The sequence below is a fragment of the Cryocola sp. 340MFSha3.1 genome, assembly GCF_000383315.1.
Lineage (GTDB): Bacteria > Actinomycetota > Actinomycetes > Actinomycetales > Microbacteriaceae > Leifsonia.
Window position 1 is genome coordinate 494237 of record NZ_KB911088.1, and the last position, 14278, is coordinate 508514.

Annotated in this window: 11 protein-coding genes; 5 read left to right on the forward strand and 6 right to left on the reverse strand. The window is 71.4% G+C overall.

Annotated features, from left to right (window positions below; translation table 11 throughout):
* Window positions 1–30: 30 nt before the first annotated feature.
* Complete coding sequence (gene yczE / locus H284_RS0113400) at window positions 31–924, reverse strand: membrane protein YczE (RefSeq protein WP_020076660.1); 894 nt, start codon at window positions 922–924, stop codon at window positions 31–33.
* A gap of 64 nt (window positions 925–988) precedes the next feature.
* Between yczE and yczR the strand changes: the two genes are divergently transcribed.
* The 3 genes from yczR (at window position 989) to H284_RS0113415 (ending at window position 7001) form a co-directional block, all read left to right on the forward strand.
* Window positions 989–2467 (forward strand): MocR-like transcription factor YczR, encoded by a 1479-nt coding sequence (yczR, locus tag H284_RS0113405; protein WP_020076661.1) that lies wholly within the window; start codon window positions 989–991, stop codon window positions 2465–2467.
* 155 nt (window positions 2468–2622) lie between these two features.
* Window positions 2623–6021: an efflux RND transporter permease subunit gene (locus tag H284_RS0113410; RefSeq protein ID WP_020076662.1), complete on the forward strand. Its 3399-nt coding sequence runs from the start codon at window positions 2623–2625 to the stop codon at window positions 6019–6021.
* Window positions 6022–6104: 83 nt separating this feature from the next.
* Window positions 6105–7001, forward strand: a complete 897-nt coding sequence (locus H284_RS0113415; RefSeq protein WP_020076663.1) for an arginase family protein — start codon at window positions 6105–6107, stop codon at window positions 6999–7001.
* Between the two features lie 107 nt (window positions 7002–7108).
* Here the strand turns inward: H284_RS0113415 and hutI are convergent, their stop codons facing one another.
* The 3 genes from hutI to hutH form a co-directional block, all read right to left on the reverse strand.
* On the reverse strand, window positions 7109–8266 hold the full coding sequence (hutI, locus tag H284_RS0113420) for an imidazolonepropionase (RefSeq protein ID WP_020076664.1): 1158 nt from the start codon (window positions 8264–8266) through the stop codon (window positions 7109–7111).
* Complete coding sequence (gene hutU / locus H284_RS0113425) at window positions 8263–9921, reverse strand: urocanate hydratase (protein ID WP_020076665.1); 1659 nt, start codon at window positions 9919–9921, stop codon at window positions 8263–8265. The genes hutI and hutU overlap by 4 nt, the downstream gene beginning before the upstream one ends.
* Window positions 9922–10014: 93 nt before the next feature.
* Window positions 10015–11547 carry a histidine ammonia-lyase gene (gene hutH / locus H284_RS0113430; RefSeq protein WP_020076666.1) on the reverse strand — a complete coding sequence of 511 codons (1533 nt, stop codon included), beginning with the start codon at window positions 11545–11547 and terminating at the stop codon, window positions 10015–10017.
* Window positions 11548–11651: 104 nt separating this feature from the next.
* Here hutH and H284_RS0113435 point away from each other — a divergent pair, with 104 nt between their 5' ends.
* Entirely contained in the window at window positions 11652–12410 is a 759-nt protein-coding gene (locus H284_RS0113435; protein WP_018192316.1) for an IclR family transcriptional regulator, read from the forward strand.
* 18 nt (window positions 12411–12428) lie between these two features.
* Here the strand turns inward: H284_RS0113435 and H284_RS0113440 are convergent, their stop codons facing one another.
* Both H284_RS0113440 and H284_RS0113445 read right to left on the reverse strand, forming a co-directional pair.
* On the reverse strand, window positions 12429–12932 hold the full coding sequence (locus H284_RS0113440; protein ID WP_018192315.1) for a GNAT family N-acetyltransferase: 504 nt from the start codon (window positions 12930–12932) through the stop codon (window positions 12429–12431).
* Between the two features lie 117 nt (window positions 12933–13049).
* The gene (locus H284_RS0113445) at window positions 13050–13637 is read right to left on the reverse strand and encodes a Dps family protein (RefSeq protein WP_018192314.1); all 588 of its coding nucleotides are present in this window, start codon (window positions 13635–13637) and stop codon (window positions 13050–13052) included.
* A gap of 181 nt (window positions 13638–13818) precedes the next feature.
* Between H284_RS0113445 and H284_RS0113450 the strand changes: the two genes are divergently transcribed.
* Complete coding sequence (locus H284_RS0113450; RefSeq protein ID WP_018192313.1) at window positions 13819–14250, forward strand: Hsp20/alpha crystallin family protein; 432 nt, start codon at window positions 13819–13821, stop codon at window positions 14248–14250.
* Window positions 14251–14278: the final 28 nt, after the last annotated feature.

Sequence of the window (14278 nt, forward strand, 5' to 3'; positions counted from 1 at the left end):
GGCGGCGAGAGGGAGGCGCGGGGTCAGGGGTCAGGGGTGGCGCGGGCGACGCGTGATGCGGTCGTCCAGCCAGTGCGCGGCGATCACGCGCGACGGGCGGTCTGCGCGCTCAAGGCGCGGAGCGCGCGGCGCGCGGTCGGGCTGCGGACCTCGGACGAAGGGGGAGTCCGCCCGGGATGCGCGCTCGTGCGCCGCCCGGTCGGATTCGAGCAGGATGCCGTCGCGCACGTCGAAACGGACGGCACCCTGCTCCTCCTCGAGGCCGGCCGACTGCTCGGCCGTTCCCTCGAGCTCGCTCTCCAGCCGTGCCGCAGTCGTTGCAGCGTACTGCGGCAGGCGGATCGCGAAGAAGGGGAGGGTGATGCTGCACAGCGGGCCGACCAGGAGCGCGAACGCGAGCGTCCCCACCCCGACGTTCCCGCCGAGCACCCACCCGATGATCAGTACGGTCACCTCGATGGCGGTCCGCACCATCCAGATCGGCCGGCCGGTGCGGGAGTGCAGGCCGGTCATCAGCCCGTCGCGCGGGCCCGGGCCGAGGCGCGGACCGATGTACAGGCCGGTCGCGACGGCGAGCAGCGCGAGGCCGGCCGCGAAGAACAGCACCTGCGCCCACAGCTCCGTCTGCTGCGGCAGCAGGTCGAGGCCGAGTTGCGCGCTCGGGCCGACCAGCAGCACGTTGAGCACGGTTCCGAGGCCCGGACGCTGCCGCAGCGGGATCCAGAACGCCAGCACGACGAGTCCGACCAGGTTGGTGACGAACCCGAAGGGGATGCCGGTCTTCAGCGACAGACCCTGTGCCAGAACATCCCACGGCGACAGGCCGATCCCGGCGCGCACCATGAGCGCGATCGCGATCCCGTAGAGGAAGAGTCCGATCAGCAGCTGCACGAGGCGGCGGGTGAGAAGAAGTCGGGCGGCCATGGGCACAATCCAATCGCAACGATTGGACTCGCAACAAGATGCCAATTCAACTAAAGTGGCCTGCATGTCGGATGCGCAACTCACCGCCCGCTCGCTGGAGCACCTGCTCGGAGCCTGGCGGACCGCCGGCGCCAGCTACCAGGCGCTCGCCGACCGCATCCGGCTTCTCGTGCTCGACGGCCGTATCCCGATCGACACACGCCTGCCCGCCGAGCGCGATCTGGCGGCCAAGCTGGAGCTGAGCCGGACCACGGTCGCCGCCGCCTACCGCCAGCTCCGCGAGGCCGGCTTCATCGACAGCGTCCGAGGCTCCGGCAGCGTCGCGCGTCTCCCCGGCCCGGCCCTCTCCCTGCCCGCGGTGGCCGGCGAGGGGATGCTCGACTTCACCAAGGCGTCGCTCCCCGCCGCGTCGTCCCTTCCCGCCGCCGCGCGTGCCGCCGCGGAGGAACTGCCGCGCTTCCTCCCCGACCCGGGCTACGACCCCGTCGGACTGCCGCACCTGCGCGCCGAGATCGCCGCCCGCTATGCCAGCCGCGGCCTGCCGACGACACCGGACCAGATCCTGGTGACCGTCGGCGCGCAGCAGGCGATCGCGTTGATCGCCCGCACGTTCCTCGGCCGGGGCGACCGCGTCGTCATCGAGGTGCCGACCTACCCGCACGCCATCGAGGCGATCCGCTTGGCCGGCGCACGGTTGGTGCCCATCACGGTCACCGCGCCGGAATCCGGGCCGCACCGCATCGGCGACGAGTCCGACGGCTGGGATGTGGAGGCGATCGAGCAGACGTTCCGCCGCGCCAATCCCGCGCTCGCGTACCTCATCCCCGACTTCCACAATCCGACCGGGGCCACCATGTCGCCCGAGACGCGGGAGCGGGTGCTCGCGGCCGCCGCCGGTCACGGCGCGATCGTTGTCGCCGACGAGACCACGGCGGAGCTCGACATCGACCGGGTCGGCGAGTTCCTGCCCCTGCCGGCCTACGCGGACTCCGCGTCGGCCGGCGCGCCGGTGATCATGATCGGCTCGGCCAGCAAGACGCTCTGGGGCGGCCTCCGCATCGGCTGGATCCGCGCCGAGCGCTCGCACATCCAGCGCCTGATCGCCGCGAAGCCGGCCACCGACCTCGGCACGCCGATGATCGAGCAGCTCGTCGTCGCGCGGATGATCCCGCAGCTTCCCGAGATCATGGAGGAGCGGCGCGAGCAGCTCCGTCTGGGGCGCGAGAACGTCCGACGCCTGGTCGCCGAGACGTTCCCCGACTGGACGATGCCGGTTCAGCACGGCGGACTGACGGCCTGGGTGGGGATCGGCGCCCCGGTCAGTTCGGCACTAGCGCTGGCCGCGCGCAGCCACGGCCTGCTGATCGCCGCCGGACCGCGGTTCGGCATCGACGGCGCCTTCGAGCGCTTCCTGCGCATCCCGATCACCTACACCCCGGACGAGTACGACCGCGCGTTCGCCGCTCTCACCCGGGCGTGGGCCGTCGCCGCGAACGAGCCGGTGCCGTATTTCGACTCCGGCGCGCTGCCCAGCGTGGTGTGACTCGCGCGACCCGGCGGGCCGGGCCGACGGGCACTCCCAGCGGAGTAGCGGGATGTCGTACCCAGGCATGAAGATACCGCCCACCCTGCGATGTCATACTTCCCCTGCGCCAGTGTCGGCGCGGTCCTGAAACCGTCGTCCCCGAGGGGAAACCTGTGCACTTCCTCGCCGTCCTGAGCATGAAGAACCGTGCCCTGATCGCGCTTGTCACGATCGTCGCCGCGGTCTTCGGCGGACTCGCCCTGACCAACCTCAAGCAGGAGCTCGCGCCGTCGATCTCGTTCCCGCAGCTGGTGGTGCTCTCCAGCTACCCGGGTGCATCGCCGGAGGTCGTGAACAACGACGTCAGCACTCCGGTCGAGGCCGCCATCCAGGGCGTTCCCGACCTCGACAGTACGAGCGCGGTCAGCAGCACCAACCAGTCCATCATCACGGCGAAGTTCACGTACGGGACCGACCTCGCCACCGCCGAGCAGAAGATCGACCAGGCGGTCAATCGCATCAAGTCGACCCTGCCGTCGGGCGTCGAGCCGCAGGTGCTCTCGGGCAGCATCGACGACCTGCCCGTCATCCAGCTCGCGGTCACCGGCGGTGACGACCAGCGCGCCCTCGGCGACGACATCACGAAGCTCGTGCTCCCGGACGTCAAGGATGTGACGGGCGTCAACGACGCGCAGCTGGTCGGCGAGATCGGCCGCCGCATCGCGATCACACCGGACCCGGCGAAGCTCGCCGCCGCAGGCGTCTCGTCCTCGGCGATCAAGGATGCGCTGCAGCAGAACGGCGTGCTCATCCCGGGCGGAGACATCACCGAGAACGGGCAGACGCTGTCCGTGCAGTCGGGGACGCAGCTGTCGTCGGTCGAGGACATCGCCGGCCTGCCGCTGATCCGTTCGGTGACCGCGGCTGACGGTGCGGGCGCCAAGGGCGCAGCCGCGGGCGGAGCGGCCGGCGCCGCGGGAGCCGCTGGTGCGGCCGGTGGCGCTGGGGCGACCGCCGACGTCGCCTACCCGAGCACCCCGCCGACGATCGGCGACGTCGCGACTGTCGCCGAGACGGACGACCCGACCACCTCGCTCTCCCGCGTCGACGGCAAGCCCGCCCTGACGATCGCTGTCACCAAGCTGCCCTCCGCCAACACGGTCGAGGTCTCTCACGCGGTCAACGACCTCATCCCGAGCCTGGAGAAGAAGCTCGGCTCCGGCACGAAGATCACCGTCGTCTTCGACCAGGCGCCGTTCATCACGCAGTCGATCAACTCGCTCACCGAGGAGGGGCTGCTCGGTCTCGCGATGGCGGTCATCGTCATCCTGGTGTTCCTGCTGTCCGTGCGGTCGACGCTGGTGACGGCGATCTCCATCCCGACCAGCGTGCTGATCACGTTCATCGTCATGTGGGCGACCGGCTACACGCTCAACATCATCACGCTGGGCGCTCTGACGATCGCGATCGGGCGTGTGGTGGACGACTCCATCGTCGTGATCGAGAACATCAAACGGCAGCTGGTGCCCGGCGCAGACCGAGCGGTGACCATCGTGCGGGCGGTCCGTGAGGTCGCGGGCGCGATCACCGCATCCACGATCACGACCGTTGCGGTGTTCCTCCCGCTCGCATTCGTGGGGGATGTGACCGGCGAGCTGTTCCGGCCCTTCGCCCTGACCGTCACGATCGCCCTGCTGTCGTCGCTGCTCGTCGCCCTGACGATCGTGCCGGTGCTCGCCTATTGGTTCCTCCGGGCGCCGAAGGCGCACAAGCACGAGGGCGGCCCCGAGGTCGAGGCCGCTGCTCTGTCGGTGGAGGAGGCTGCGGCATCCGGCATCGACGAGCTCGAGCATCCCTCGCGGCTCCAGGCCGGCTACCTGCCGATCATCCGCTGGACGCTCAAGCGCTCGGGGCTGACCATCACCGCGGCCGTCCTGGTGCTCGTCCTCACGCTCCTCACGGTGCCGTTCCTGAAGACGAACTTCCTCGGGTCGAGCGGGCAGAACTCCCTCACCGTCACGCAGACCCTCGATCCCGGCGCGAGCCTCCAGTCGAAGGACGACGCGGCGAAGGTGGTCGAGAAGAAGCTGCTCGACACTGACGGCGTCAAGACCGTCCAGGTCTCCATCGGCTCCAGCGGCTCGTCGCTGCGGGACGCGTTCACCGGCGGGGGCGGCGGTGGGACGACCTTCTCCATCACGACCGACCCGAACGCCGACCAGGAGAAGCTGCAGAACACCATCGAGGACGAACTGGCCGACATCAAGGACCAGGGAGAGATCACCCTCTCAGCGTCCAGCGGCTTCGGCGGCTCGACCGACATCCAGGTCGACATCTCCGCCAGCAGCAACGCCGACCTGCAGAAGGCGACGGACTCGGTGGTCGCCGAGCTGCGGAAGAAGTCGTCGCTGAAGCAGGTGACCGACAACCTGAGCGCATCGCTGCCCTACGTCTCGGTGGACGTCGATCGATCCAAGGCCGCAGCGGCCGGACTCAGCGAGGTGGCCGTCGGCACGATCGTCTCGCAGGCGGTCCAGCCCACGCAGGCGGGTTCCGTCGCCATCGACGACACCACGCTGAAGATCTACCTGCAGAGCGACAACCCGCCGACGACCGTCGCGGGGCTCGCGCAGCTGTCCATCCCGACGGCGACGGGGATCGTGCCGCTCGACACGCTCGCCAGCGTGAAGGAGGTCAAGGGCCCGGCGACGGTGACCACCCAGCGCGGGCTCCGGACGGCGTCCGTGACCGCCACCCCGGCGACGGACAACCTGACGACAGCGAACGCCGACGTCAACGCGGCGCTCAAGGCGGCGGACCTGCCCTCGGGCGCGACGGCCAAGATCGGCGGCGTCTCCTCCAGCCAGTCGGATGCGTTCCAGCAGCTGGGCCTGGCGCTCCTCGCGGCCATCCTCATCGTGTACATCGTCATGGTGGCGACGTTCCGCTCGCTGCGGCAGCCACTGCTGCTGCTCGTGTCGGTGCCGTTCGCGGCGACCGGCGCCATCCTGCTCCAGCTCGCCTCGGGCATCCCGCTCGGCGTCGCGTCGCTGATCGGTCTGCTGATGCTGATCGGCATCGTGGTGACCAATGCGATCGTGCTCATCGACCTGGTGAACCAGTACCGACGGCGCGGTCTCGCGGTGGCGGACGCCGTGGCACACGGTGCATCCCGACGACTGCGCCCCATCCTGATGACGGCGCTGGCCACGATCGCGGCGCTGACCCCGATGGCGATCGGCCTGACCGGGCACGGCGGCTTCATCTCGCAGCCGCTCGCGATCGTCGTCATCGGCGGACTCATCTCCTCGACCGTGCTGACGCTCGTCGTGCTGCCGACCCTGTACAACCTGGTCGAGGGGCGACGGGAGCGGAAAGAGGCGCGGAAGGCGGCGAAGGCCGCGGCCGGCAGTGGTTCGGGCGACGACGGGACAGGGGACGGCCGTGCGGGCGATGGCGGGACGCCGGTGACCGGTGGACCGACCGGGCCGGTGGGTTCGGACGGTACGGGTACACCGACCGCTCCTCAGCCGCCCGTCTTCACCCGGCCGGCCGGGGGGACGCAGGTCTGATCCGACGGCCGCGTCCGGTATCCCAGACGGGCATGCCGGACGCGGCCGCTGCGTTTGCGCCGCCCATCGCTAGGGTCGCGGGTATGAGTGCACACGGACTCTCGCTCGACCCGCTGTGGCCGCGCGCGGGCGACTGGCCGCCACTCGGAGCGGATGGCGCGGACCTGACGCTGATCGGCATCCCGACGCAGGATACCTCGCTCTCGCCGACCGGTGCGGGTGCCACCCCTGCGGCTGTGCGGGATGCGCTGCGTCGCTACTCGGCGTTCGCACCGGGAGAGGACGTCGAGTCACTGCGCTTCGCGGACGCCGGGGACGTGCCGTCACCCGACGGCCCGGAGGGGCGGGAACGTGCGCGTGCGGCAATGGCAGAGGCCTCGTCCCGGTCGCGACTGACGGTCGCGGTCGGCGGCGACAACTCGCTCACGGTCCCGGCGGCGCTCGGGTCGTTCGGCGGGGACCTCGGCGCGGCGGGGCTGATCACGCTCGACGCTCATCACGATCTGCGCGACGGATCGTCCAACGGCTCTCCGGTGCGCGAGCTCATCGAGGCCGGGCTCGACGGTCGGCGGATCGTGCAGATCGGCATCGCCGACTTCGCGAACTCGGCCGCCTACGCCCGCCGCGCGGCGGACTATGGCATCACGGTGATCCGCCGCGACGAGCTGCATACGCGTCCACTGGACGACGTGATGGCGGAGGCGCTGGAGATCGCCGGGGCGGGCGGCGGTCCGATGCACGTCGATCTGGACGTGGACGTCTGCGATCGCTCGGTGGCTCCGGGGTGCCCGGCATCCGTCCCGGGCGGCCTCGCTGCCTGGGAGCTGCGCCGCTTCGCGCGGCTCGCCGGCGCATCCTCGTTGGTCCGCTCCCTCGACATCGCCGAGGTGGATGCGACCGCCGACGCTCCCGACCAGCGCACGGTCCGCCTCGCGGCGCTCCTCGTCCTCGACGCCGCCGCCGGCCTCGCCTCCCGCTGACCCATCCCGTCCCGTCCCCGTCGCCCATCGTCGAGTCCGCAAACTTTGCACGCTCGCGGGGCGATTCGTGTGCAAAGTTTGCGGACTCGACGGCGGGGCGAAAGGGACTAGAGGCGGAGGGTGCGCTCGATGAGGGGGACGCCGGGCCGGTAGGCGAGGTGGATGTGGCTCGGGGCGCGGAGGACCGCCAGGTCGGCCCGCGCTCCGGGTCGCAGGTGCCCGACGTCGTTGCGACGGAGCGCGGCGGCGCCGCCGAGCGTCGCCGCCTGCAGGGCCTCGGCCGGCGTCAGCCCGAGCTCACGCACGGCGAGGGCGATGCAGAACGGCATCGACGACGTAAACGACGACCCCGGGTTGCAGTCGCTCGCGAGCGCAACGGTCGCGCCGGCGTCGAGGAGGCGACGCCCGGACGGGTAGGGATGCCGCGTCGAGAACTCGACGCCGGGCAGCAGCGTCGCGACGGTCCGGGAGGCGGCCAGCCGCTCCACGTCGTCGTCGGTCAGGTAGGTGCAGTGGTCGACGCTCGCCGCATCCAGTTCCACAGCGAGGGCGACGCCGTCTCCGGGGCCGAGCTGGGCGGCGTGGATGCGCACGCCCAGCCCGCGCTCGGCTCCCGCCCGGAGGATCCGCTCCGACTGCTCGACGCTGAACGCGCCCGTCTCGCAAAAGACGTCGATCCAGCGCGCGTGCGGCGCGCAGGCGTCGAGCATCGGGCCGGTGACGAGATCCACATAGGTGTCTGGGTCGTCGGCGTACTCGGCCGGGACGACGTGCGCACCCAGGAACGTGGTCTCGTCGGTCACCTCGCGCGCCAGTCGGAGCAGGCGCTCCTCGTCGGCGACGGTCAGTCCGTAGCCGCTCTTGATCTCGAACGTCGTCGTGCCCTGCGCGTGCAGTTCGGCCACCAGCCCGGCGAGCCGCGCGCGCAGTTCGCCGTCCGTCGCGGCGCGTGTCGCTGCGACCGTGGACCGTATGCCGCCAGCGGTATACGGTCGCCCGGCCATGCGCGCCTCGAACTCCTGCGCGCGATCTCCGGCGAAAACGAGGTGGGTGTGCGAGTCCACGAACCCCGGGATCACGGCCGCGCCGGCGACGTCGACGACGCTGTCCGCATCCGATCGGGGGGCTGCGGCCGAGGGTCCGGTCCAGGCCACCCGGCCGTCGACGGCGAGAACGGCCGCATCGCGAACCAGCCCGAGGGGTCCGGGATGCGCCGGGTCGAACGTCGTCAGCTCGCCGATGCCGGTGACGAGGGTGGCGGTCATCGGCCTTCGCGCATCGGGATGCGCAGCCCGCGCTCCTCCGCGACCTCGACAGCGCGCTCGTATCCCGCATCCACATGCCGCATCACGCCCGTGCCCGGATCGTTCGTCAGCACGCGCTCGATCTTCTCCGCGGCGAGTGGCGTGCCGTCGGCGACGACGACCTGCCCGGCGTGGATGCTGCGGCCGATCCCGACGCCGCCACCGTGGTGGAGCGACACCCAGGTCGCGCCGGACGCCGTGTTGAGCAGCGCGTTGAGGAGGGGCCAGTCGGCGATCGCATCGGAGCCGTCCGCCATCGACTCCGTCTCCCGATACGGCGAGGCGACCGAGCCGGAGTCGAGGTGGTCGCGCCCGATCACGACCGGTGCGGACAGCTCGCCCGAGGCGACCATCTCGTTGAAACGGAGGCCGGCCAGGTGCCGCTCCTTGTATCCCAGCCAGCAGATCCGGGCGGGTAGTCCCTCGAAGTGCACCTTTTCGCCCGCCTGGGTGATCCAGCGGCGCAGGTGTTCGTCGTGGGGGAACAGGTCGAGCACGGCGCGGTCCGTCGCGGCGATGTCGGCCGGGTCGCCCGAGAGCGCGGCCCACCGGAACGGTCCCTTGCCCTCGGCGAAGAGCGGACGGATGTACGCGGGCACGAACCCGGGGAAGCCGAACGCGCGGTCGTAGCCGCCCAGCTGGGCCTCCGTGCGGATCGAGTTGCCGTAGTCGAAGACCTCGGAGCCGGCGTCCTGGAAGCCGACCATCGCCTCCACCTGGGCGGCCATCGACCGTCGGGCGTCGTCGGTGAAGCGCTCGGGGTCTGCGGCTGCGCGGTCGTGCCACTCCTCGACGGTGTAGCCGGCGGGCAGGTAGCTCAGCGGGTCGTGCGCGCTGGTCTGGTCGGTGACGATGTCGATCGGGACGCCGCGGCGGAGCAGTTCGGGGAAGACCTCCGCCGCGTTCCCCACCACGCCGACGGAAAGGGCGCGGCGCTCGTCCTTGGCCGCCAGCGCCTGCGCGACCGCGTCGTCGAGGTCGTCCGCCAGCACGTCGAGGTAGCCGTGGTCGACGCGGCGCTGCACGCGGGTGCGGTCAACATCCACGATGAGCACCGCCCCGCCGTTCATGGTGACCGCGAGCGGCTGCGCTCCGCCCATGCCGCCGCATCCACCGGTCAGCGTGAGGGTGCCGGCGAGAGTTCCGTCGAACCTCTTCCGCGCGACCGCGCCGAACGTCTCGTACGTGCCCTGGAGGATGCCCTGCGAGCCGATGTAGATCCACGAACCGGCGGTCATCTGGCCGTACATGGTGAGACCAAGCGCCTCCAGCCGGCGGAACTCGGGCCACGTCGCCCAGTCGCCGACGAGATTGGAGTTGGCGATCAGCACCCGGGGAGCCCACTCGTGCGTTCGGAAGACGCCGACCGGCTTGCCGGACTGCACGAGCAGCGTCTCGTCGGCCTCGAGGTCGCGGAGGGTGCGGACGATCGCGTCGAACGCCTCCCAGCTGCGGGCCGCGCGGCCGGTGCCGCCGTAGACGACCAGGTCGTCCGGGCGTTCGGCGACCTCCGGGTCGAGGTTGTTCATCAGCATCCGCAGCGGGGCCTCGGTCTGCCAGCTCTTGGCGCTGAGCTCGGTGCCTCGCGCCGCGCGCACCGGTCGGGCTCCATCCATGGTTCTCGTTCCTTTCGTTACCCCGTCGAGTCCGCGAAGGCTGACGGTTTCGACGCTGATTTCGTGCAGTTTGTGCGTACTCGACGGTGGGGGTCAGGGGAGGTGGGCGGCGGCGCGGAGGGCGCCGGAGGTCACGAGGACGTAGGCGGCCTCGATCTCGGGGGAGAGGTGGCGGTCGGGGCCCGGGCCCGGGACGACCCTCCGCAGTGTCGCGATGACGGCTCCCGTGGCGGGGCCCGGCTGCAGCGGGGCGCGCAGGTCGGCTCCCCGGGCGGCGGTCATGACCTCGATCGCGATCACGCGGGCGAGCCCGTCGATGGCGCGGCGTAGCTTGCGGGCGGCCGCCCATCCCATCGACACGTGGTCCTCCTGCATGGCCGACGAGGGGATGCTGTCCACCGACGCCGGCGCGGCCAGCCGCTTCAGCTCGGAGACGATCCCGGCGGCCGTGTACTGGGCGATCATCAGACCGGAGTCGACGCCGACTTCATGGGCGAGGAATGGCGGCAGCCCCTGGTTGCGCGCAGGGTCGAGGAAGCGGTCGGTGCGGCGCTCCGACATGCTGGCGACGTCGGCGACGGCGATCGCGAGGAAGTCGAGCACGTACGCGACCGGCGCTCCGTGGAAGTTGCCGTTCGACTCCACCCGCCCGTCGAGGGTGAGCACCGGGTTGTCCACGGCCGAGGCCAACTCGCGCTCGGCCACCAGCTCCGCGTGCGCGACGGTGTCGCGTGCGGCGCCGTGCACCTGCGGAGAGCACCGGAGCGAGTAGGCGTCCTGCACCCGGGTGCACTCCGGTCCCTTGTGACTCGCGACGATCGGCGAGCCGGCGAGCAGGGCGCGCAGGTTCGTCGCCGAGACCGCCTGGCCGGCCTGCGGCCGCAGCCGCTGCAGGTCGTCGGCGAACACCGCGTCGGTGCCGAGCAGCGCCTCGACGCTCATCGCGGCGGCGATGTCGGCGTCGGTCAGCAAGCCGTGGAGGTCGTGGATGGCGAGCGCGAGCATCCCGAGCATCCCGTCGGTGCCGTTGATGAGCGCGAGTCCCTCCTTCTCGGCGAGGACCACGGGCTCGATTCCCGCAGCGGCGAGGGCGTCGGCCGCGTCGACCGGTTCGCCGTCGACCCGCACGCGGCCCTCGCCCATCGCCGCCAGGGCGCAGTGGGCGAGCGGCGCGAGGTCGCCGGAGCACCCGAGCGAGCCGTACTCGTGGACGACCGGCGTGATCCCCGCATTGAGGAGGGCGGCGTAGGTCTCGACGGTATGGGGTCGCGCACCCGTGCGCGCGGTCATCAGCGTGGACAGGCGCAGCAGCATGAGGGCACGGACGACCTCGCGCTCGACCTCGGGACCGGATCCGGCCGCGTGCGAGCGCACGAGGCTCGCCTGCAGCTGCGCTCGGCGATCGGCGGGGATGAATGTCGTGGCGAGTGCGCCGAAGCCGGTCGAGATGCCGTAGTGCGGCTCGGTGTCGTCGGCGAGGGCGTCGACGATCGCGCGGGAGGCGGCGACTCCGGCGAGGGCGTCGGGGTCGAGTTCGACGCGGGCGTCGTGGCGCGCGACGGCGACCACGTCGTCGATGGTGAGCGGTCCGGCACCGACGGTGACGGCGGTCTGGGTCTGGAGCATGGTCCGATCCTCGCGCCGCGCGGTCGTGAGCGCTCCGGCTGTAGGCTGCTCGGTGTCCGGGATCCCAGACACGGGCGCGGCTACCGGCGAGGGAGGTGGATGCGGTGAGCAAGGTCCCCGCGGCGGAGAACACCCTCCGCGTCCTCGCCTACCTCGGAGCCCAGCGCGGCCCGGCCCCGGCTGCCGCCATCGCCTCTGCCCTCGGCTTGCCCCGCTCGACCGTCTACCACCTGCTCGCCGTGCTCACCGAGCACGGTTTCGTGCTGCACTTCCCCGAGGCGCGCCGATACGGCTTGGGCGTCGCCGCCTACGAGCTGTCGAGCGCCTTCTCGCGTCAGCAGCCGCTGAGCCGGCTCGGCCGGCCGATCGTGGCGGCGCTGGTGGATGCGATCGGCGAGTCCGGGCACGTCGCCGTACTCCATGGTCGTGATGTCGTCTACATCGTGGAGGAGCGCGCGCCCCGGCGGCCGCGACTGGTAACGGATGTGGGGGTGCGTCTTCCGGCTCACCTGACGGCGAGCGGACGCGCGCTTCTCGCGACCCTGCCGCGCGAGCAGCTCCGCGCGCTCTATCCGGATTCCGGCGCGTTCGAGGACCGCACGGGCTCCGGCCCGCACTCCTACGCCGAGCTGCGCCGAGTCGTGACGGAGGCCCGCGAGCGCGGCTACGCCACCGAGGACGGCGACGTCACCCCGGGCTTCGCCTCCGTCGCGGTGTCGGTGCGCGACCATGCGGGCTGGCCCGCCGCGGGCATCGCGGTCACCTTCCCGCGCGATAACGTTGCGCCGGAGGGGTGGGATGCGCTCGCCGCCCGGGTGCGCGAAGCCGCGGCCGAGCTGTCCCGGCGCATCCGCGGGAGCTGACGCCGGCCGGCGCGGCGGCTAGCGTGTGGGAACGGCGAGCGACTTGGCGTAGCAGACCGACCACGGATCGTCGGCGTACGCCCCGAAGTTCGGGATGCGCACGTAGCCCGAGCGCTCGTACAGTGCGATCGCCGCGTGCTGCAGCGGACCTGTCTCCAGTCGCACCTCGACGATGCCTGCTCCTTCAGCGGCGGACTCGATCGCGCCGAGCAGACGGCGGGCGAGGCCCTGACCGCGGGCGTCCTCGTGCACGAACATGCGCTTGAGCTCGGCGCGGGGGAGGGCGTCGCTCCGCGAGCCGTCCGCGCCCTCGGAACCGTCGGCCACCAGGGCGGCGATGCCCAGCGCACGCCCGTCGACCCGTGCGACGAACACGGTGACGCCCGGGCGCTCGAGTTCGGACACATCCAGCAGGTAGCAGCTCTCGGCCGGGTACAGCGCGAAAGCGAACTCGTCGCTCAAGCGCAGCAGCTCCTCGACCTCCGGCTGCCGGGCCGGTTCGGGGCGGATCTCGATCGGCATGCGTCGATGCTAGCCGCGGCGTGTGTCGCCGGTGTTTCCGGGACCTCCTCGAGGCGCACACGGAAGCGGGCCGACGGCTTCCCGCCGCCGGCCCGCCCCACCGCGTGAACCCGGGCGTCAGGCCCGGCTCGGGGTCCGGTTCTCGGCGCTGACCATCCAGGCGTACTGCTCGAGCCGCTCGATGATCGCGTGCAGCAGGTCCGCAGAGGTCGGGTCCTCCTCATCCACGTCGTCGTGCACGTCGCGCATGGTGCGGACGACCGCCTCGAGGCGCTCGGTGATCAGGTCGACCGTCTCGGTGGTGTCGACCTCGCCGTTGGGGAACTCGGGCAGGCTGGTCTGCTCGGCGACGGTCGCGCTGCGGCCGTCGGGGGTCGCGTGGAGGGCGCGGAGGCGCTCTGCGACGTCGTCGCTGAACTCGCGGGCGGCCTCGACGATCTCGTCGAGCTGGAGGTGGAGGTCGCGGAAGTTGCGTCCGACGACGTTCCAGTGCGCCTGCTTGCCCTGCAGGTGCAGCTCGATCAGGTCGACGTGCACGCGCTGGAGGTTCTGCGCCAGTTCGGCGGAGGCGACGAAGCCGTGCTCGGCGTGCTCGCGGCGGGTCGGGGCGACGCCGACGGCGGCCGTACGACGTACGGAGGCGGTCTTCGGCGCGGTCTTCTTGGCGGTGCTCTTGGTGCTCGTCTTGGTCTGGCTTGCGGCCACGATGGGTCCCTTCCGTTCGATGGACGACGCTGACGGTAGGCCGTCGCCGACGGTTCGGGAAGCGGGTTGACGTGGTCGCAATCCCCTTGGCACTCTCCGGGTGCGAGTGCTAAAATCTGTGGTCGAAAAGAGAGTGCAAAGGGCCTCTCATCAGGTGATCCAGAAGAAAGGGGTACATCCAATGGCCATGTCGTTCGATCCTTTCTCCCAGCTGGACCGGATCGCGCAGAGCATCTTCGACACCAGCCGCCAGCCGCGCATCATGCCGGTGGACCTGTTCCGAGAGGGTGAGCGCTACATCCTGAACGCCGACCTCCCCGGCGCCGATCCCGCGTCGGTCGACGTCGACGTCGACGGGCACCTGCTCACCATCCGGGCGGTCCGCAGTGCGGCCGACCGCGACGGCGCCCGCTGGCTCGCCCAGGAGCGCCCGTACGGCGCGTACATGCGTCAGTTCACGATCGGCGACGACGTCGATCCCGACGGCATCACCGCGTCGTACGACAACGGTGTGCTCAGCGTCATCATCCCGGTGGCCGAGCGGGCGAAGCCGCGGAAGATCGCGGTGGAGTCGTCGGGCTCCAGCGAGACGAAGGCGGTGTCGGCCGGCTGATCGAGCCGGTCTCAGCGCACGAGCCGAG